The 18516-nt window shown below is 37.2% G+C and carries 20 protein-coding genes and 1 other annotated feature; of the genes, 9 read left to right on the forward strand and 11 right to left on the reverse strand.

What is annotated here, in order from left to right:
* Positions 1-380: 380 nt before the first annotated feature.
* The 5 genes from lepB to BLR86_RS10150 form a co-directional block, all read right to left on the reverse strand.
* Complete coding sequence (gene lepB, locus BLR86_RS10130; protein ID WP_090760916.1) at positions 381-926, reverse strand: signal peptidase I; 546 nt, start codon at positions 924-926, stop codon at positions 381-383.
* A gap of 175 nt (positions 927-1101) precedes the next feature.
* A complete protein-coding gene (locus tag BLR86_RS10135) occupies positions 1102-1554 on the reverse strand; it encodes a GNAT family N-acetyltransferase (protein WP_090760918.1) in 453 nt (150 codons plus the stop codon).
* A gap of 714 nt (positions 1555-2268) precedes the next feature.
* Positions 2269-2448, reverse strand: coding sequence for a hypothetical protein (locus BLR86_RS26405; RefSeq protein WP_139185590.1), 180 nt, complete (start codon positions 2446-2448; stop codon positions 2269-2271).
* The gene (locus BLR86_RS10145) at positions 2449-2886 is read right to left on the reverse strand and encodes a GNAT family N-acetyltransferase (RefSeq protein WP_090760922.1); all 438 of its coding nucleotides are present in this window, start codon (positions 2884-2886) and stop codon (positions 2449-2451) included.
* Positions 2887-3098: 212 nt separating this feature from the next.
* The gene (locus tag BLR86_RS10150; RefSeq protein ID WP_090760924.1) at positions 3099-3383 is read right to left on the reverse strand and encodes a YggT family protein; all 285 of its coding nucleotides are present in this window, start codon (positions 3381-3383) and stop codon (positions 3099-3101) included.
* Between the two features lie 234 nt (positions 3384-3617).
* Here BLR86_RS10150 and BLR86_RS10155 point away from each other — a divergent pair, with 234 nt between their 5' ends.
* From BLR86_RS10155 to BLR86_RS10170, 4 genes are all read left to right on the forward strand, one after another.
* Complete coding sequence (locus BLR86_RS10155; protein ID WP_090760928.1) at positions 3618-3983, forward strand: SCP2 sterol-binding domain-containing protein; 366 nt, start codon at positions 3618-3620, stop codon at positions 3981-3983.
* A gap of 170 nt (positions 3984-4153) precedes the next feature.
* Entirely contained in the window at positions 4154-4903 is a 750-nt protein-coding gene (locus tag BLR86_RS10160; RefSeq protein WP_090760930.1) for a DeoR/GlpR family DNA-binding transcription regulator, read from the forward strand.
* Positions 4900-5826: a 1-phosphofructokinase gene (gene pfkB / locus BLR86_RS10165; RefSeq protein ID WP_090760932.1), complete on the forward strand. Its 927-nt coding sequence runs from the start codon at positions 4900-4902 to the stop codon at positions 5824-5826. The genes BLR86_RS10160 and pfkB overlap by 4 nt, the downstream gene beginning before the upstream one ends.
* A 2-nt stretch (positions 5827-5828) precedes the next feature.
* Entirely contained in the window at positions 5829-7703 is a 1875-nt protein-coding gene (locus BLR86_RS10170; RefSeq protein ID WP_090760934.1) for a PTS fructose transporter subunit IIABC, read from the forward strand.
* A 296-nt stretch (positions 7704-7999) separates the two neighbouring features.
* Here BLR86_RS10170 and BLR86_RS10175 read toward each other — a convergent pair whose 3' ends face one another.
* The 4 genes from BLR86_RS10175 to BLR86_RS10190 form a co-directional block, all read right to left on the reverse strand.
* Positions 8000-8818 (reverse strand): HAD family hydrolase, encoded by an 819-nt coding sequence (locus tag BLR86_RS10175; protein ID WP_090760937.1) that lies wholly within the window; start codon positions 8816-8818, stop codon positions 8000-8002.
* Positions 8819-8931: 113 nt separating this feature from the next.
* The gene (locus tag BLR86_RS10180; protein WP_090760939.1) at positions 8932-9480 is read right to left on the reverse strand and encodes a hypothetical protein; all 549 of its coding nucleotides are present in this window, start codon (positions 9478-9480) and stop codon (positions 8932-8934) included.
* 533 nt (positions 9481-10013) lie between these two features.
* Complete coding sequence (lysS, locus tag BLR86_RS10185; protein WP_090760940.1) at positions 10014-11474, reverse strand: lysine--tRNA ligase; 1461 nt, start codon at positions 11472-11474, stop codon at positions 10014-10016.
* 80 nt (positions 11475-11554) lie between these two features.
* Positions 11555-11822: a binding site (T-box leader), on the reverse strand.
* 161 nt (positions 11823-11983) lie between these two features.
* Positions 11984-12172, reverse strand: a complete 189-nt coding sequence (locus BLR86_RS10190; protein ID WP_090760942.1) for a hypothetical protein — start codon at positions 12170-12172, stop codon at positions 11984-11986.
* Positions 12173-12312: 140 nt separating this feature from the next.
* Here BLR86_RS10190 and BLR86_RS10195 point away from each other — a divergent pair, with 140 nt between their 5' ends.
* The 4 genes from BLR86_RS10195 to BLR86_RS10210 all read left to right on the forward strand — a co-directional run bounded on the left by BLR86_RS10195 (position 12313) and on the right by BLR86_RS10210 (position 14853).
* Positions 12313-12516 carry a zinc ribbon domain-containing protein gene (locus BLR86_RS10195; protein WP_090760944.1) on the forward strand — a complete coding sequence of 68 codons (204 nt, stop codon included), beginning with the start codon at positions 12313-12315 and terminating at the stop codon, positions 12514-12516.
* Positions 12517-13153: 637 nt separating this feature from the next.
* A complete protein-coding gene (locus BLR86_RS10200) occupies positions 13154-13495 on the forward strand; it encodes a hypothetical protein (protein WP_090760946.1) in 342 nt (113 codons plus the stop codon).
* Positions 13496-13666: 171 nt separating this feature from the next.
* The gene (locus BLR86_RS10205; RefSeq protein ID WP_090760948.1) at positions 13667-14290 is read left to right on the forward strand and encodes a chromate transporter; all 624 of its coding nucleotides are present in this window, start codon (positions 13667-13669) and stop codon (positions 14288-14290) included.
* Positions 14291-14310: 20 nt separating this feature from the next.
* Positions 14311-14853 carry a chromate transporter gene (locus BLR86_RS10210; protein WP_090760951.1) on the forward strand — a complete coding sequence of 181 codons (543 nt, stop codon included), beginning with the start codon at positions 14311-14313 and terminating at the stop codon, positions 14851-14853.
* A 338-nt stretch (positions 14854-15191) separates the two neighbouring features.
* Here BLR86_RS10210 and rlmN read toward each other — a convergent pair whose 3' ends face one another.
* The gene (gene rlmN, locus BLR86_RS10215; RefSeq protein WP_090760952.1) at positions 15192-16259 is read right to left on the reverse strand and encodes a dual-specificity RNA methyltransferase RlmN; all 1068 of its coding nucleotides are present in this window, start codon (positions 16257-16259) and stop codon (positions 15192-15194) included.
* A gap of 290 nt (positions 16260-16549) precedes the next feature.
* On the opposite strand from rlmN, the gene BLR86_RS10220 reads away from it, so the two are divergent.
* Positions 16550-17029, forward strand: a complete 480-nt coding sequence (locus tag BLR86_RS10220) for a GyrI-like domain-containing protein (protein ID WP_090760953.1) — start codon at positions 16550-16552, stop codon at positions 17027-17029.
* Positions 17030-17073: 44 nt separating this feature from the next.
* On the opposite strand, the gene BLR86_RS10225 is transcribed toward BLR86_RS10220, so the two are convergent.
* Positions 17074-18486, reverse strand: a complete 1413-nt coding sequence (locus tag BLR86_RS10225; RefSeq protein ID WP_090760955.1) for a hypothetical protein — start codon at positions 18484-18486, stop codon at positions 17074-17076.
* Positions 18487-18516 lie beyond the last annotated feature (30 nt).

An 18516-nucleotide genomic window follows, 5' to 3' on the forward strand; every position in this document is an offset into this window, starting at 1 on the left:
CCAGGTTAAGTTAATCTGCCCTTTGTTCTAGAGACTTCTGAAATGAAAGGAGGATGAAGCAAATGCCATTTAATCGAAGAGATCAGTTTTTACTGACGACTTTAGAAGAAGAAGGTTTTTCCCCTTTTTTCCATTCCCCCCTTTTTCCCTTTTGAATTCGAAAGAAAAAAGCGATCTTCGTTATTAATGTATCGCACCCTTTTAGCTTAAGTACATCGCTTCACAAACTTTGCTCTGTTACTGGAGTCCTGCCCTAATTTGCAATAGGGTTGGGTATCAGAAAATAAGAGTCAATTAGTATTATCAAGGATGAAAAAAGGTGCACTATCCTTCTTGATTAGATGCACCCTTAAAGCAAGAAAGATATTTGCTAGATAAAGTCATTTTTTTATAATTTTAATTTCATTTATCGGATAGTAAACAATTTTCGTTGTTCCTATTACCTTCTCTAACGGAATAGCTCCAATACGACGGCTATCGTTACTATGCCTTCTGTTATCGCCTAACACGAACAGTTGACCTTTAGGAACCGTTTCACTACCTACTGCCGTTTCCTTTAATGTAAAGGAATATGTTAGGGACCCTTGACTGATTTTTTCCTTATAACTTTTTAGATAAGGTTCATCATATGCTTTGCCATTTACATACAAAATATCATTTTTATACTCTATCCTGTCGCCTGGAAGTCCAATTACACGTTTGATGTAATCCTTGCCGTCTGGGGCGTGAAACACAACAATATCAAATCTATTCGGTTCCCCGATTTTTGTTACAATCATACGGTCCCGGTCCTGAAGAGTAGGGTTCATTGAAGCACCATCAACAACAATGGGAGTAAAGAAAAAAGAGCGAATAATAAATGCTAATACAAGTGCACCTATTAATGATTTAATCCATTCATACGTTTCATTTTTCTTCTTTACCATTTCTCAGCCTCCATTAATATTCTTCCAAATTATACCCTCATTTTACCATATGTAAGTAGAATATTTATCACTTTTTCTTCAGCTAACCTTCCCCGATAGTTCAATAACAAAAAAGCGTTACCTATTCACCCAAGAGCTTTATAATGCTAACTTTTTTCTAAAAGCCCAAATAACATTATTTTTTGGAAATCCATTCATATTGAATATCTGGTAAATTTTCTTCATTTTCATGTCCTCTACTTATGATTTCAAACCCATGGTTTTCATAAAACCGTTGTGCTTTTTCATTTACTTCAAATGTGTACAATGTCAATTTCCCACTTGATTGTGCTTTTGCTTTTTCTAGTAATGTCCGACCTATACTGATCCCTTGGTACTCTAGATGAATATATAGTTGGCTTATTTCCCTATCGTTATAGGCAATCATTCCAACAACTTCTTCACCAATTAACGCTAAATCTATTTGAAACTGTTCAGGTAATATATGATTTAAAAAATATAAGTGATTTTCAAAGTCGTGAATTTCTTTTTGGCCAATAGCCTGTTCCTTACTATCTCGCCACATATCCACTGTTTGTTCTGCGTATTTAGAGCTATACGGAGTAATTCTGATGTTATATTGTTTCATGCTATGCCTCCTAAGAATTCGTTACTATACCCTTGCAATGATAGTCGCCAAGACTACCCATTTACCTATATTAGGATTTTCTTCCACACAATTAGCCACTTTATTTTTTTCTATTACGGACGCTCGAAGTGATAAACAACAATATAAATATAAATGCCAATATTAGTGGGAATAAGGTTAAAATCCAAGATACTGTAGATATTTCGCCACTTCCTATTGGACCAACCTTTGGGCGATTCAATTGATAAATATTAAAAATAAATAACGCTATAAGGAAAATTGAACCTAAAAAAAATACATTTTTTCTCACTATTTCCCACCTCTAATCATTTATCTATTTAGGTAATTCTCCAAAACAGATTAGTTTTCCTTTAACATCTTATTAACCTGCTCCCATAGTTTAAGTACAAATCTTCACAATCCATTAGTTATTTTTAACATAAATATCCAATTTACTTAAAATAAGCATCAATATTTTAAATTTCAGACTTAAATTCACAACGTAAAAATAATTATTTCCACCTTGCGATTTGGCAAGCGATTTACATTGAAATTCACTTGCTAAATTACCATAAACTTGATATAACAACAAAAAAATGGGATGCGAAACCGATTGCGATTTCACATCCCATTTAGCGTACCTATTAGGTTATTTGAACCTCAAAAGAGAACCCGTTAGCCTCTTTATTAAACACTATTCAAATCTTCAACGACCTACCGATCATCATTTTTTTCATGAGTAGAATGGTTACTTTTCTCTTCTGTAATAACACGGTCAATATCAAGATACGGTTTACCGCGCAATACATCATTTGAAATGATCGTTGAAGTTTCATTATTTTTATTCACTTTGACTACCTCCAGATTTTTTCTCTCAAGAGGTAGTTTGTGCAATTATAGTGAAAAATAGTAAAAAAAATTGGATTCTCTCTTAAAACCTATTTTTTCATACAGACTCTGTGCAGTCACATTATCGTGACCTGTCTCTAATAAAATTCCTTTTGCACCTGTATCCTCTGCATATTCAATTGCTTTTTTAATTAATTTTTCCCCAAAACCTTTTTTACGTGCAGTCACATTTACAAATAAATCGTTTAAAACCCAGGATCTTTTCATACCTACAGATGAAAAGGAAGGATATAACTGAACAAAGCCAATCGGATTACCCTCATCATAGGCAATAAAAACGACTGAATCTTCGTTTACTAATCTATCTTTTAAAAATTTCCTCGCACCTTCAAGATTCGATTCCTGATGATAAAACACACGATAGGAATCAAAAAGTTCTATTAAGGAATTAAGTTCATTTATAGTTGCCTTTTGAATACTCATGGTCTCCCCCATTTTTGTTAGCTATGAATAGTAACGGATTTAGTATTAATGCGGATTTCATGCGCATCTCCCCTTTTATCATCCTATTATCAAGAATAACTTAATTTACCAATTTAATGATACTCAGAACACTTCCGTCGAAAAAAAATTCCAAAATACCAATAGGGCTTCGCTTACAACACAGTGTAAGTAAAGCCCTATATTAACATCGATTATAAAGCGCCTAACATGATTAATAATTGACGCAGCCCCTCAAGTGCAAATCTCCCTATATAGCTATAAGCGATGATCGCAATGATTGGTGAGAAATCAATCATTCCTAGTGGCGGGATAAATTTCCTAAAGACAGATAAATAAGGGTTGACGAGTCTGCCCACCAGCATTCCAATCTTAGATGCTTGGAATTGCGGGAACCAGGAACCGAAAATATTAATCAAGATTAACCAATAATAAATATCATAGATATACTTTCCTATTACTAAAATAATTGCGCCCAATTTTCTTCTCCCTATTAATAAATAATTTTTTCAACTTCACTATTTACATATACGTATTATACTCAATTTGGTTTCAAATATATCACTATTTTTAACTAAATCAAATTTATTTCAAAGAAGCGTGAAAAGTCTAAAAGGTTCGAAAAATGTTCACCGCCTTTCTACTGACTTATTAGTATTATTAAACTATGAAATATGCTTAAGTTTTATTAATTTTCTAGGAGGAATTACCTGATGGTGAAAGCAATTAAAGAGTATTCTTTAGCAGACCTTATGGAAAGAATCGAGGAGATTTTCAATCAAAACCCTGGACCTATTAATGGATTTAACGCTGTCGTTCAGTATGACGTTTACGGTGAGGAAAAAGGTACCTATCAGCATTTTTTCAAAAATGGTAATTTAACCATAAAAAAAGGTGTAGAGACAACCCCAACTTGTACGATGCAGCTATCGTATGATAATTTCAAAAAATTTGTCTTAGGAAAACAAAGTGGTACCATGGCACTCCTCACTGGCAGAGTAAGAGTTTTAGGTAATTTAAGTACTGCCATGAGGATTGAAACCATTTTACGCCGATACAATATTAGAGAACCTTTTTAAATTCCTTTTGGGAATACTATCTGATAATCATGATGCCTACTTGGCATCTTTTTTATTTGAAGTTTTTTGAATGAAAAAGAATGTTTTTGAATTTTTATGATTGATTTATTTGGTTTGTAGTTGTAAAATGAAAATAGAAGAAAATGAAAGCGTTTTAGGAGGCGGTAATCATGTTAGAGCCAGAACGCCATCAAATTATTTTAGATGCATTAAAAGTTAAAAATTCAGTAAAACTTCAAGAACTCGTGGAATTAACAAATTCCTCTGAGTCCACAATTCGACGAGATCTTATACAGCTAGAAGAAGGAAAATTTCTCAAGAGAGTTCATGGAGGTGCTGCAAGACTGCAAGGAAAGCTCCAGGAACCAAGCATGATTGAGAAATCCTCCAAAAACCTTCAACCAAAACGTCAAATCGCACAGTACGCTGGAAGCTTAGTGGAGGAAGGCGATTGTATCTATTTGGATGCAGGTTCCACTATTTTCGAAATGATTCCTTACCTTCCAGAGAACATCGTGGTAGTAACAAACGGATTAACACACGTAAATGAACTACTTGAAAAAAATATAAAAACTTTTTTAGTAGGTGGATATGCTAAGCCAACAACAAAAGCATTAATCGGACGCGGGGCATTAGATAGTCTAGAACATTATCGTTTTGATAAGTGCTTTATGGGAGTGAACGGAATCCACTCACAATTTGGCTATACCACACCCGACCCTGAAGAAGCAATGGTCAAAAAATTAGCGATTTCATTATCACGTGAAGCATTTGTGGTTTCGGATGAATCAAAGTTCTCGGAAATTGCTTTTGCAAAAATTGCTGACTTACATCTGGCAACGATTATTACAAATGAGTTAGACCCTGATACACAGGAGCATTATCACAGCAAGACAAAAATAAAGGTGGTTACATCATGATTTATACTGTTACTTTAAATCCATCACTTGATTACATCATAGAAGTAGAACAGGTAGCGCTCGGTGAGTTAAACCGAACAAAAAACGAAACCAAATTTCCAGGCGGAAAAGGAATTAATGTTTCTCAAGTTTTAAAAAGATTAGACGTAGACAGTCATGCTCTCGGATTTTTAGGCGGATTTACTGGTGATTATATTGAAGGCTTCTTAACCTCACACGGTATACACACCGACTTTGTGAGAGTCGAAGAAGATACAAGAATAAATGTAAAAATCAAGTCTGACAAAGAAACTGAAATTAATGCTAAAGGACCTAACATTACAGAAGAAAACTTGAATGCCTTGAAAGGGAAAATTAGCGAATTAACAAGTGAGGATATCCTTGTGCTTGCTGGCAGCATTCCATCCACTATGCCAGAAAATACCTATGAAGAGCTTGTAAAACTATGTAATGAAAATGGCACAAAATTTGTGGTTGATGCGGAAGGAGAATTACTGAAAAAAGTTCTTCCTTTACATCCCTTCTTAATAAAACCAAATCATCATGAGCTTGGCGACTTATTCAATACTGTTATCAATTCTTGTGAAGGTGTTATTCCATATGGTAGAGAGCTTGTTAAACAAGGTGCCCAAAACGTGATTGTATCTCTTGCCGAAAAAGGAGCAGTCCTCATCAATAAGGACATAGCCCTAATCGCCACGAGCCCTAAAGGTGATGTAAAAAGCTCAGTAGGTGCAGGAGATTCCATGGTGGCCGGTTTTATCGCAACCTATGAAAAAACAAAATCGATAGAAGAAGCTTTTCGGTTTAGTGTGGCAGCTGGCAGTGCGACAGCCTTTTCCATCGGATTATGCACACGCGAAAAAATGGAAGGCTTGCTCCCTCAAGTAATAATAGAAAAGTCAAACCTAAGAGGAGAATGATGATGAGGATTACAGAACTATTAACAAAAGAAACCATCAACCTTTCATTAACTAGTTCAACAAAAACCGGTGCTATTGAAGAGTTAGTAAGTGTTTTAGATCATGCGGGCAAATTAAATGATCGTGCAGAATATAAAAATGCCATTATTAAAAGGGAAGAACAAAGCACAACTGGAATTGGTGAAGGTATTGCCATTCCCCATGCTAAAACAAACGCGGTTAAACATGCAGCCATTGCATTTGGAAGATCAAAGACTGGTGTAAACTATGAATCTCTTGATGGCCAGCCTTCCCACCTCTTCTTTATGATTGCTGCCACAGAAGGAGCAAACAATACACATTTAGAAGCACTTTCTCGACTTTCAACGATTCTATTAAAAGATGAAGTACGCAAACAGCTTTTAGAAGCTAGTAACGCGGATGAAGTATTAACTATTATTAATTCTTATGACCAAGAGGAAAAAGAAGAAGAACAATCCATGGCTGGCAAGAAACAATTTATTGTTGCTGTAACAGCTTGTCCTACTGGTATTGCTCACACGTATATGTCTGCAGATTCGCTAAAAGCCAAAGCGGCAGAAATGGGTGTTGATATTAAGGTTGAGACAAATGGTTCCGGTGGTGCCAAAAATGTTTTAACAGCGGAAGAAATCAAAAATGCTGTTGCTGTGATTGTGGCAGCTGACACAAAGGTTGAAATGAACCGCTTTAATGGCAAACATGTAATCGAAACTGCTGTAGCGGAAGGGATTCGTAAACCAAAGGAACTAATCGAAAGAGCCTTGAAGCAAGATGCTCCTATCTATAGCGGCAGCGGAAAATCCAGCCAGGAAAGCGAACAAACCGGCGGAAGAGGAATTGGCGCAACCATTTATAAGCACTTAATGAATGGTGTATCCAACATGCTTCCGTTCGTTGTCGGCGGCGGTATCTTAATCGCAATCAGCTTTATGTTCGGAATTAATTCAGCAAATCCTAATGATCCAACCTATCATCCTATTGCTGAAGCATTGATGACAATTGGCGGTGGAAATGCTTTTGCCTTAATGGTTCCTATTTTAGCAGGATTTATTGCCATGAGCATTGCGGACCGCCCAGGTTTTGCTGCCGGTATGGTCGGCGGTATGCTGGCTACCAGTGGCGGCGCTGGATTTTTAGGCGGATTAGTTGCAGGTTTCTTAGCAGGTTATTTAGTAGTTGGTTTGAAAAAATTACTTGCTGGAATGCCTTCATCCTTAGAAGGAATTAAAACTATCCTTTTATACCCACTATTAGGGATCACTTTTACCGGATTTATTATGTTGTTTGTTATCAATAAGCCGGTTGGTGCGTTAAATACAGCCATTTCTGAGTGGTTATCTGGTTTAGGTACAGGAAATGCCGTTTTACTTGGAATTATTTTAGGATTAATGATGTCATTTGATATGGGTGGACCAGTTAACAAAGCAGCCTATGTTTTTGGTACAGGTTTGTTAGCCAATGGAGTTTATGAGCCTATGGCTGCGATCATGGCTGCCGGAATGGTACCTCCATTAGGGATTGCGCTTGCCACTACTCTATTTAAGAAAAAATTCAGCATGCAAGATCGAGAAGCTGGTAAAGTAAACTATATTATGGGATTATCCTTTATCACGGAAGGAGCGATTCCATTTGCCGCAGCAGATCCACTTCGTGTTATTCCTTCTGTCATGGCAGGTTCAGCCGTTGCCGGTGCTTTATCGATGATGTTCAGCATTGGACTCCGTGCCCCACACGGTGGAGTATTTGTCATTCCACTTGTTGACGGCAGTTGGTTGATGTATTTACTAGCAGTTGTGATTGGAGCAATTGTTTCTGCATTATTAATGGGATTCTTGAAAAAGCCCGTAACCAGTTAAAGGATAAAAGCCCAATTTCCTTAAATTAATCGGAAATTGGGCTTTTTTTATTTGGCTGTGTTAAACAAGACTGTTGATTTGCGCTCCACTAAGGAAAGCTTCATTGAATAATCACCGCAGGGACAGGCGTTCTTTGCCTGTCACGAGGCACTTCGCTTTCCGCGGGCGGTCGGTGAGCCTCCTCGCCGCTGCGCGCCTGCGGGGTCTCACCCTGACCTGCTAGTCCCGCAGGAGTCTCGTGCCTTCCGCGCAAAACAACAGGCTATAAAATCAACAATAACCCTTAACACAGCCTTTTATTTTACGATTGCTTCTGTTTGAAGATTTAGCAAATGACGGACCGCATGGGCAAATCCATCTTCATCATTTGACTTTGTAATGATGTTAGCTTTCTCCTGCACATGGAGCGGTGCATTTGCCATAGCAACAGAAGTCGTTGCCACCTCGAACATAGCAAGATCATTTCCGCCGTCCCCAAAAGCAATAATCTCTTCAAAATCAAGATTCATCATTTTCTGGTATCGCAATAATGCTTTTCCTTTATGCGCTTCGTTAGAAGTGATTTCTACATTATTAGGGAATGAAGATGCCATTGAAATATCAAACTTACCCTCAAGAGCGTTCTTAACCTCTTCGACTTTTTCTAATTCATCATGGTGAGTTAAAGCGATTAATTTATAGATTTTCAACTGATCTTTTTCAAGAATTTCATCATAGTTAAATTTTTGAAAAAGAGTATTGAGTTCTTCTTTAGTTTTTTTATGCAGCGGTGGTAAAGTGGATGGAAAGCCTCCATAATTGGTATAGACGAGAATTCCTACACCTAGGTCCCTTAGGATCGGAAAAATTTCTTTATAGGTGGAGAGCGGAATGGTCGCTTCATACAAAAGTTCTTTAGATTTTGAAAATAAAACAGAACCGTTCACACAAAAAATAGGAATCTCTAAATTTTGTAATGCGTTTATTTTAACAACATCGGCATAAGCCCGCCCTGTGTTTAAAATAACCGCATGACCTTGCTCATGCAATTCATTGATGGTTTGTAAGTTTACCTCTGAAATTTCATGTTCAGAATTTAATAGCGTACCGTCTAAATCTATTGAATAACATTTCATTGTATAGTCTTCATTCCTTTCTCAAAGACTACTATATCAGATATTCTACGAATAAAAAAAGTTTAATTTTGGGAGTAATGCTAATTACCCCCTAGCTTTAGCTAGGGGGATACTCATAAAAAAGAATGAATTAAAAATAGAATTGCAAAAGCAACGCCAGACCGCAAATGCCACTTCCGGTCCATCCGCTGATATCGAAATAGTCCTGATATAGGAACTGGAAGTAGGACTAGCAAGGAAAGCAATCCACTTATATTACTAAAATCAAATTTGAAGCCGTACATAAAGACAGCTACCGTATGAACGATAATAAAAGCGATGGCGATAATCGCTGCTGGAGTATGCCATTTTCGGGTAAAGCGCAGCAAAGTGGACAACCATTTTTTCACCTTGGCTTGACCTTTCAATTTACGAAGCCTAATAACACGAAGAAGCACATAATAAGCAAGTACAAAAAATAAGGCAAGTCTTGCATTGGAGCCAAAACCTTTAAATGTATGTTCGAACTGCTTGCTGTGCAGAGTGGTTAATGAAAGCTGTAATAGTCCCTTAATTTCCCAAAGCATTATCGAAGCACCGATAATAATCGCCACTATTACCCATATACGTTCCTTCTTAGGAATCCAGCCTTGTTTTTGGACCTTGATTTCCCGTGTATTCATGGATCTGTCCTCCTATAAATAACAGTAGTGTATACACTTTTATTATTGAAAACACCTAAGGCTTGAAGCATTAAGAATGGTGTAACTTTTTCCTTTAAAAATCATCTCCTTTAGTCACTTCATTAAAGCCTACATTAATTAATTTTAATGAATATACATAAGGTGAATTTAATTTAATTTAATTTAATAATGACATTACATAAAAAAAAATTCAAATTGAGGCATGCTTTTTCTTCAACTAACCTGACCATTTCGTTCAAATAAAAAAAGATCGCCACAGCGATCGATCCCATCTATTCAAGGACTTTACTGTTACTATTTCATTAACCTGCCAAAAAAACCTCTTTATTGAACTAAAGTGGCCCAGTTTAGTTCAATAAGAAAACTGCTACCGAGAGCAACCCTTTGTATAGCTCAAGCTACAGGTAGTTGAAGAAGGAACTGATCCCTAAAAACTTTATTGTTCAATATATAGATGGTAACTAGGGTTACAGTCCACCACCTATATATTGAAAACTATTAATGGGGGTCCACTATAGTTTTTTAGTTAATGGAAATAAAACACAATCCTTAATTGAATCACTATTCGTTAGTACCATTAATAAGCGTTCAATGCCAAATCCCCATCCAGAAATGGGTGGCATTCCATATTCCATAGCTGTCAGATAATCTTCATCCATCTCCATAGCTTCTAAATCTCCATTACTTTTAAGCTGGGCTTGGGTCTCCAATCTTCTTCTTTGTTCAAGCGGGTCAACCAGTTCCGAATAGGCATTGATGATTTCCGCACCATTGACCACTAATTGGAACCTGTCTGTAAGAGCAGGATTTTGATCATTGGCTCTAGCTAATGGGGATAAATCTATCGGGTGCTTGATTAAAAATGTCGGTTTAACTAGTTGTGGTCGACACATTTTCTTGTAAAGAAGATCAATAAAATTACCTCTCCCTAAAGATTCAATGTCGGAATGTTCTAAGTTGATATTTTTCCTCAACGTTTCTTGATATAAATCTTTAACATCAGGATAAAGGTCTATATCAATCCCTGTGTCTTTTAAGATTAAATCCCTGAAAGAGGTAATGTCCCATTCTTGTGAGAAGTTTATCGTTTGACCCTGGATGGTGATGGTAGTTGTATGAAAGGTTTGATCGAGAACAAACAGAACCATTTCCCGCATTAATTTCATTGTATCCTGATAATTCCAGTAGGCTGCATACCCTTCAACCATTGTAAATTCTTGAAGGTGCTGAGGACTAATCCCCTCGTTTCTAAAACACTTTGCAAATTCAAATACTTTGGTAAAACCACCTACAATTAACCTTTTTAAATAGGTTTCCGGTGCGATTCGTAAATTTAATTCAGTATCTAAGGAGTTATGATAAGTTCTAAACGGTTTAGCTATAGCCCCCGATGAAGTATGCTGTAAAACTGGTGTTTCTACTTCTAAGAATTCCTGGTCCTCAAAGAATCTGCGAATGGCACGTGCCATTTTGGTTCTGGCTAGTAAACGACTTTGTGTGTCTTTTGTCATCATTAAATCTAAATATCGCTGTCTATATCGAAGTTCAACATTACTTAAACCGTGCCATTTTTCTGGAAGAGTCCGCAACGCCTTCCCAAGAAACACAAAGCTTTCGATTCGAAGTGTTTTCTCATTCGTTTTAGTCGAATACATACTCCCTTCCGCACCGATAAAATCACCAATATCCACTAAATTATGAAATTGATTAAAAGGTTCCTCGCCAATCTCATCCTTTTTCAAAAGAAGTTGTAAGCTTCCTTGTATGTTTGAAATGGTAATAAAGCTTAATTTGCTGAAGTTTCTTATACTCATAATTCTTCCGGCAACTCGAACTCCAGAAGTTCCGTCTTCCAGTTGAGAGGCTTCAAAAAGTTCATAATTTGTTGAAAACCTTTCAGGATATACTGGAATCCCCTGCAATTTTAATGTCTCTAATTTCTCTATTCTAAGCTCTCTTTGTTCATTACTCATACTTTTCACTCCAGTCATCTATTTGGATTTCTTTACTACTTCAAAACAACAAAAAAACTCCCACCCCCAAGATTATTCATCTTGAGGACGAGAGTTTATAGCTCCGCGGTACCACCCCAGTTTATTGATATGTCACCATATCAACCTCTTCGGGTACGGCAATTTTTTAATAATTGATGATACCCTATCTCTTTAACGGGAGATCCCGTCGCAGTATCACTAAGAACGCTCTTAGATCCGTGCGAAGCTCCGAGCCTTTTTTCATTAGGATCATTATTACTCCTTCCCACCTACCGGAGCTCTCTGGAAATAATTAATCAAAATTACTCTTCTCTTCATAGCCGTTTATGCCGTATTAATTGAAAATATCTTAGCCTAAATAAATGGCTTAGTCAATTGCTAGATGCAGAATTAATTAGCTTGTTCGACTATTCTGACCCTTAACGAAACAAGGCAAGCGATGCCTAACGTGTTAGGATCACCAAGCATCTTGCTTATAGAATAACTATTTACTCTCCTTCATTAACGCTGATTTTATATCCTTCTTGTTGGGGACCAGCTTCGAAAACTTCCCTTGATACAATATAATAAGTTTCCTCATTCTTGTCAGTGATAACCATTTCACTTGGGCTCTTATCAACTGCGGCAGCCTCCAGGCTAAAATACCCCATACCTAGCATTGAAATATCAAATTGCACGTGTACATCCCTCTTTCCTAGTTTTATTGAATTTTACCTTTTTTCTGAAGTGGCGACAAGCTTTAGTATTTGATTATTTTGAAACCTTTTGAATCCTCTTCCGTAAGTATATCGAGGAGTCTTTAACTGGAGGGATAATAATGAGCGAAAAAGGTTGTATAAAATGCGGCGCTAGAGATACTGGGCAAAAAGAAGTGGCGATGACTGGAACAGGCATATCGAAAATACTTGATATCCAGCATAATACGTTTATCGTTGTCTTTTGTAAAAAATGCGGTTATTCCGAATTCTATAATAAAAAATCATCCAAAACATCCAATATCCTTGATTTATTTTTTGGTTGATAATTCTAAAAAATAATCTGTACTAAAAAAACGAAATGAGTAAATTTTTGACATAAAAATTGTTCTATTAGCATGCAAAAACTCGCCGATTGGTGAGTTTTATTTATTTGGCCGTTGAATCCCAAATCCCTTCGGTAATCAGGGGAAATGGTTATCATAAGCGGGAGGATGACCAAGTCCCTTCGGAAATTCGGGGGAAATGGTTATCATAAGCGGGATGATGACCAAATCCCTTCGAAAATCAGGGGAAAGGGGTTATCATGAGCGGAATGATGACCATTTCCCTTCGAAAATAAGGGGAAAGGGGTTATCATGAGCGGGATGATGACCAAACCCATTCGAAAATTCGGGGAAAGTGGTCATCATAAGCGGGATGATGACCAAACCCATTCGAAAATTCGGGGAAAGTGGTTATCATAAGTGTGATGATGACCAAGTCCCTTCGAAAATAAGGGGAAAGTGGTTATCATAAGCGGAATGATGACCATTTCCCTTCGAAAATAAGGGGAAAGTGGTTATCATGAGCGGGATGATGACCATTTCCCTTCCAAAAATCAGGGGAAAGTGGTTATCATAAGTGTGATGATGACCAAATCCCTTCGGAAATTCGGGGGAAATGGTTATCATAAGCGGGAGGATGACCAAACCCCTTCGGAAATTAGGGGAAAGTGGTTATCATAAGCGGGATGATGACCAAACCCCTTCGAAAATTAGGGGAAAGTGGTTATCATCGCAAAATGGTGCTGACATTGCTTCTACCGACGTCTGTCTCTCACATATGCTCAATGAATGGTCATTTGCTTTTCAAGCATACTATTACTTGGAGGTGGAAAAAATGTCAAAAAATAATCCTATCGAATATACAGGGAAAGTTCTAAATGAAAGGAACCAGCTTACTGGTCCAGATGATTCAGGTAAGGCATCCTATCCAGAACGTCCAAAGAATGTTTCAATTCAGGATCCAGGCACTAAAAAGTAGTAGTAGCGAATAATGCAATCACAAATTCAGCTGGCTGCCATTACGGCAGCTTTTATTTTACAATTGTTGCCATTTACCCAACGTCGTTCTTTTGGTACTTTTAGTATGATGCTAGATTCATAGGTTGAGTGGAAGTATGCTTTTTAGTTCTTTTTGGAAAGAAGGATTTTTATGAAAGTGCAATGGAAATTGCTGTTTCAAATTTTTTGGACTTTTTTTAAGATTAGTCCGGTAACCTTTGGTGGTGGCTTTGCCATGATTCCATTAATGGTAAAAGAAATAGTAGAAAAGAGAAAATGGTTAACACATGAAGACATTACTGAAGTAATTGCTTTATCTCAAACCGTTCCAGGAGCGGTTGCGGTAAATTCAGCAACATTTATTGGACACAGAATTAGCGGGATTAGAGGGGCACTAGCCGCTATGATTGGGGTTTCGCTGCCTACATTTATCATTGTCCTATTACTAGGGGCTTCCTATTTTTTCGTTCATGATAATCCAAAATTAGAAGCTGCGTTTGTGTCAATACGAGTTACCATTGTAGCGATCATTGTGTATGCTGCAATTAAAATAGGCCAAACCGCCATTTACGACACGACTACATTCTTCATTATGGTGGTCGGTGTCCCAGCACTTTTTTTTATCCATCCCATTGTTGCCATTATTTTTGGAGCCATTGCTGGATTAATCGCAATCCCAATTAAAAGAAAATTAGGCTACACGATTAAAATGAAAACAAGTAAGGCAGAAGATCCAACTACTAACCCCGATTATTACATGGGTTCTGGTATTTAAGCGCTAGGAGGTTTATCGGAATGGTATTGTGGGAACTTTTTCAAACATTTTTTTTAATGGGCTTTGTCTCCTTCGGTGGGGGCTATGCGATGATCCCTATTATTGAAACCGCCGTGACGGCATACGGCTGGATGCCTGCAGAACAGTTGACCAATATGATCGCGATTGCCGGAATGTCACCCGGTCCTGTTGCTGTGAATAGTGCAATTCTAATAGGATATTCAGCGGCAGGCATAGGTGGGGCCAGTGTATCTGCCTTTGCTATTTTGCTTCCTTCTCTTATCTTGGTCATCACAGTAGCAGCCTTTTTTAGCAAACTTCACCATAATCCAGTAGTTGAACGTATGTTTTATGGACTAAAGCCTATCATTATTAGTTTAATCATTTTTGCGGCAATTAAATTTGCACTAAACAATCACATGCTTAGTGTACATATATCATTTCGATCCATAAGCATATTCTTCATTTTTTTCCTATCCTTATTCGCCTTACTAAAACTACGTTGGAATCCTGTCTATGTTATTTTGCTATCCGGGTTGGTGGGTGTAGCCCTCTATTCTTAGCCGACTTTCGTTACCCTTTTCTAACATAACCTAAGATAACCAATAATCGGTTATCCTAGGTTTTTTTTATTAAATTTTAGTATTAACAAATTCTTTTTTAGTAATCGTTATCTGAATCTCTATTCAACATGCCTATAGCAGCATTAAATGAAAAGGCATCCCTCATATTCCCTTCCGGTGCAATTTATCAATCAATAAATGAAACGTTAAAAAAAGAAGAGCATGAGGCCAAAATCCAAAAGAGGCACCAAATCTTCCCATGCATTTGCATTGGAGATTAGGCACCTCGTTTTTTCTGCTTCTTTTCATTGGATGTTTGTTCTAGGGATCAAAAATAATTAGTGGGCTTCTGCCTTTTTAATTTGTTTGCTTCTTAACTGTCCGCACGCGGCATCAATATCGGTCCCATGTTCTTGGCGGATTTTGCAATTGATCCCCCGCTTTTTCAAGGTATCATAAAAAGTCAGGACCGATTCATGCTCACTTCTTTGATATTGACTATGTTCATCTACAGGATTATAGGGAATTAAATTAACATAAACTTGTGGACTCAGATCACTTAGAAGATCACCAAGTTGCTCGGCTTCCTCCTTATGATCATTGACATCCTTCAAGAGAATATATTCAATAGTAATTCTACGGTTTGTTTTTTCTACATAGTACTTCATCGATTCCATTAGCTTTTCAATCGGAATCGCGCGGTTTATTTTCATAATCCGCGTCCGCAGTTCATTATTTGGCGCATGCAAGGAAATGGCCAAGTTTACCTGCAATTGGGTATCAGTAAATTCATAAATTTTGTTGGCAAGACCGCTGGTTGATACGGTAATGCGTCTAGCAGCAATCGCAAGTCCTTTATGATCGATGATTACCTTTAAAAAGTTTAACAGATTTTCAAAATTATCGAATGGTTCACCAATTCCCATTACCACAACATGACTCACGGTTTCGCCTTGACCCATTTGATCGAGATGAAGTTGAACATTCATAATCTGCTCGACAATTTCCCCACTTGATAAATCCCTGCTTTTCGCTAATAATCCACTCGCACAAAAACTGCAGCCGATGTTACAGCCTACTTGGGTGGTGACACAAACTGATAGACCATATTTATGTCTCATCATCACCGTTTCAATTAAATTACCATCCTGTAATTTAAATAAAAACTTTATGGTTCCATCCGCTGATTCCTGCTTTATATGCTGGGATAAGGTTTGGATGGAAAAGTGTTCTTCTAGTAATTGCACACAGTCTTGATTCAAACCGGTCATGTCAGCGAAATTTGTGACACGCTTGCGATAAAGCCAATCCCAGACTTGTGATGCCCTAGACTTTTTATGACCATGATCTAAAAGCCATGCAGTCAATTGCTCTATAGTTAATCCATATATGGACTCTTTATTCATAGGTTTCAACTCACTTTTTATGATAAAATTAATTTTTCACTACCGTGTAGCTTTATTCATACACGTTATTTGTAGTCATCTTACCATTTTACCATGAATCCTTGGTTCCTCATAACCTGCAGTGTCACCATGGTAAGAATTTCCTCTAGAACTTTACAGCCTCTCGACCAGAATTAGCAACACATGTTGATTAGTCTAATCCATAATTATAGGAAATTTGTTAAAACAAAGCAGAAAATAAGATAGAATTACAAATAAGAATTCAGCTAAAGTTGAAAGGAGCAGAACCGATGAACTACAAAATTATCGAAAAAGAAAGCTTTAAAATCGTTGGTGTAAAGCGTGAGTTTTCATGCGTCAATGGACAAAATCAAGTTGAGATACCAAAAATGTGGAATGATGTTCATGCAGATGGAACCAACGATTTATTATTCCAATTGAATACTGGCCAAATTAAAGGGGTACTTGGCGTATGTGTGGATAAACGAGATTCACAATCTCAATTAATGGATTACTGGATTGCAACAGATCATACCGGCAACACACCTGAAGGTCTTTTGGAGCTAAAGATCCCTGCTTCCAAGTGGGGAGTTTTTGAAGTTCACGGAGCCATGCCTGATGCGATGCAAACCGCATGGAAACAAATATTCTCAGAATGGTTTCCATCCAGTCAATACAAGCATGCGGGTACCCCTGACTTGGAAGTATATACAAACGGAAATCCATCAAGCCCAGACTACTATTCTGAAATTTGGATCCCATTAAAATAAGAAAAAGAGAGGGAGAAATCAAGTTGATTTCTTCCTCTCTTTGGTTAACTAATTTCTTGATGATCTTTCAATTGCTCATAAATTTTTTGATAGGTCACTGCTTCCTTCACCATTCCTTTAAATTGATACATTTTACTGATTTTCCAAACAGGCGAAGGATTCAGGGGCTGGAGCTCCATTTCCCAGAAGAAGCAATCGATGGCCTGATCATACTGTTTAAATTCCGCATAATAATCGCCTAACTCCATCATCCGATCAGGATCCTCTAGCAATTCAACCATTTTACCGATTTTTCTAATGACGTCTAAATTAAAGTTTTGAATAGGTAACAGTTTTTCGTATACGGATTTTAGTCCATGCCTTTCGAGCAGGACTACCACAATTTGAAAAATCTTTTGATCTAATTCCTTTGGCGTTTCACCCTCTGGCAACTGTTTTAGCAATGAAATGAATTCTTCTAAGTGCGCAATGACAAATCTAGAATCGGAATTTCTCCATATTTTACTTAGAATTTCATCATAAGATGCCGGTAGATCAGCTATAAAGTTCAACAAAGTCAAGGCTGCCCGTTCATAATGACCATTTTTAATCATTTTTTCCAATATCCCTTTTGATTCAGGTAACTCCAGAAATGGATTGATTTTTACCTGGGCTAAGATTTGCACCCATTCCTCCATCGTGACAAATCGTAATGCACTAGCCGTGTACTTTTTAATGGATTGAACTTTCTGAAGCCTTGCTGCATCTTCTAACCAAAGTAATAACTCAACTAGACTATCTTGCTTACTTAAGATATCTTCTAAAATGATTCTTTTTTCAGGATTAAATCGATCCTTGAAGCATTGTATTTCAACAAAAAGTGGATCTTTGTCAAGGATGGAAGGTAAATGTGAGGTTTGATAAAAATCGCGGTACTTGTGGAAATCATGTAAGTTTAATCGTTCCTGCGCTGATTTCAAGACTGGAGAAAAATCATGTAAAATTTGAATGACCTGAAAAGACTTCATAAAACTGCCGTTTCTTCTAAAGTGAAAATAGAAATTGTCAATGATCTTAATTAGCTGATCTTTTTCAAAAAATGAGTCAAGTGTGGTGGCGATATAGGCGATTTCCTCGAGAGAATGATGAGTTTCGAGCTGGGAGAAGAGTTTATTTTTATTCGGAATTGAAAGTGATAGATTGGGGATTAATGCAGTTACTAATGGATGTGGAGCGTTGATAACCAAGCCTTCGTTAAAAGCCTTGTTGATAAATGTGCCATTCTCCACCTTTTCAAGCTTGTTACCATAAACAAGGGAATTTTTATAGTAAATGAAATAATAGCTATCGTGGTCCTCAGTTACAACATCTACTACCTTGCTTTTTGCAAATATGGCGGCACGAACGACCTTCCCTTTAATGGTCCTATTTTTATCTTTTATTGAAAGTTCGGTTGGCATAAAAAGTTCAATATCCATATCATTTAGCCCCCTGTCATATTTTCAGCA

This window comes from Bacillus sp. OK048, from assembly GCF_900103525.1.
Classification (GTDB): Bacteria; Bacillota; Bacilli; order Bacillales; family Cytobacillaceae; genus Neobacillus.

Excerpts from the sequence above, each read along its gene's own strand:
- BLR86_RS10200 (WP_090760946.1), top strand. The coding sequence starts at position 13,154 with ATGACCAAACCCCTTCGGAAATTAGGGGAAAGTGGTTATCATAAGCGG.
- BLR86_RS10170 (WP_090760934.1), top strand. The coding sequence starts at position 5,829 with ATGAGGATTACAGAACTATTAACAAAAGAAACCATCAACCTTTCATTA.
- BLR86_RS10210 (WP_090760951.1), top strand. The coding sequence starts at position 14,311 with ATGGTATTGTGGGAACTTTTTCAAACATTTTTTTTAATGGGCTTTGTC.
- BLR86_RS10175 (WP_090760937.1), bottom strand. The coding sequence starts at position 8,818 with ATGAAATGTTATTCAATAGATTTAGACGGTACGCTATTAAATTCTGAA.
- BLR86_RS10135 (WP_090760918.1), bottom strand. The coding sequence starts at position 1,554 with ATGAAACAATATAACATCAGAATTACTCCGTATAGCTCTAAATACGCA.
- BLR86_RS10155 (WP_090760928.1), top strand. The coding sequence starts at position 3,618 with ATGGTGAAAGCAATTAAAGAGTATTCTTTAGCAGACCTTATGGAAAGA.
- BLR86_RS10225 (WP_090760955.1), bottom strand. The coding sequence starts at position 18,486 with ATGGATATTGAACTTTTTATGCCAACCGAACTTTCAATAAAAGATAAA.
- BLR86_RS10145 (WP_090760922.1), bottom strand. The coding sequence starts at position 2,886 with ATGAGTATTCAAAAGGCAACTATAAATGAACTTAATTCCTTAATAGAA.
- BLR86_RS10160 (WP_090760930.1), top strand. The coding sequence starts at position 4,154 with ATGTTAGAGCCAGAACGCCATCAAATTATTTTAGATGCATTAAAAGTT.
- pfkB (WP_090760932.1), top strand. The coding sequence starts at position 4,900 with ATGATTTATACTGTTACTTTAAATCCATCACTTGATTACATCATAGAA.
- BLR86_RS10180 (WP_090760939.1), bottom strand. The coding sequence starts at position 9,480 with ATGAATACACGGGAAATCAAGGTCCAAAAACAAGGCTGGATTCCTAAG.
- lepB (WP_090760916.1), bottom strand. The coding sequence starts at position 926 with ATGGTAAAGAAGAAAAATGAAACGTATGAATGGATTAAATCATTAATA.
- BLR86_RS10220 (WP_090760953.1), top strand. The coding sequence starts at position 16,550 with ATGAACTACAAAATTATCGAAAAAGAAAGCTTTAAAATCGTTGGTGTA.
- BLR86_RS10195 (WP_090760944.1), top strand. The coding sequence starts at position 12,313 with ATGAGCGAAAAAGGTTGTATAAAATGCGGCGCTAGAGATACTGGGCAA.
- BLR86_RS10205 (WP_090760948.1), top strand. The coding sequence starts at position 13,667 with ATGAAAGTGCAATGGAAATTGCTGTTTCAAATTTTTTGGACTTTTTTT.
- rlmN (WP_090760952.1), bottom strand. The coding sequence starts at position 16,259 with ATGAATAAAGAGTCCATATATGGATTAACTATAGAGCAATTGACTGCA.
- lysS (WP_090760940.1), bottom strand. The coding sequence starts at position 11,474 with ATGAGTAATGAACAAAGAGAGCTTAGAATAGAGAAATTAGAGACATTA.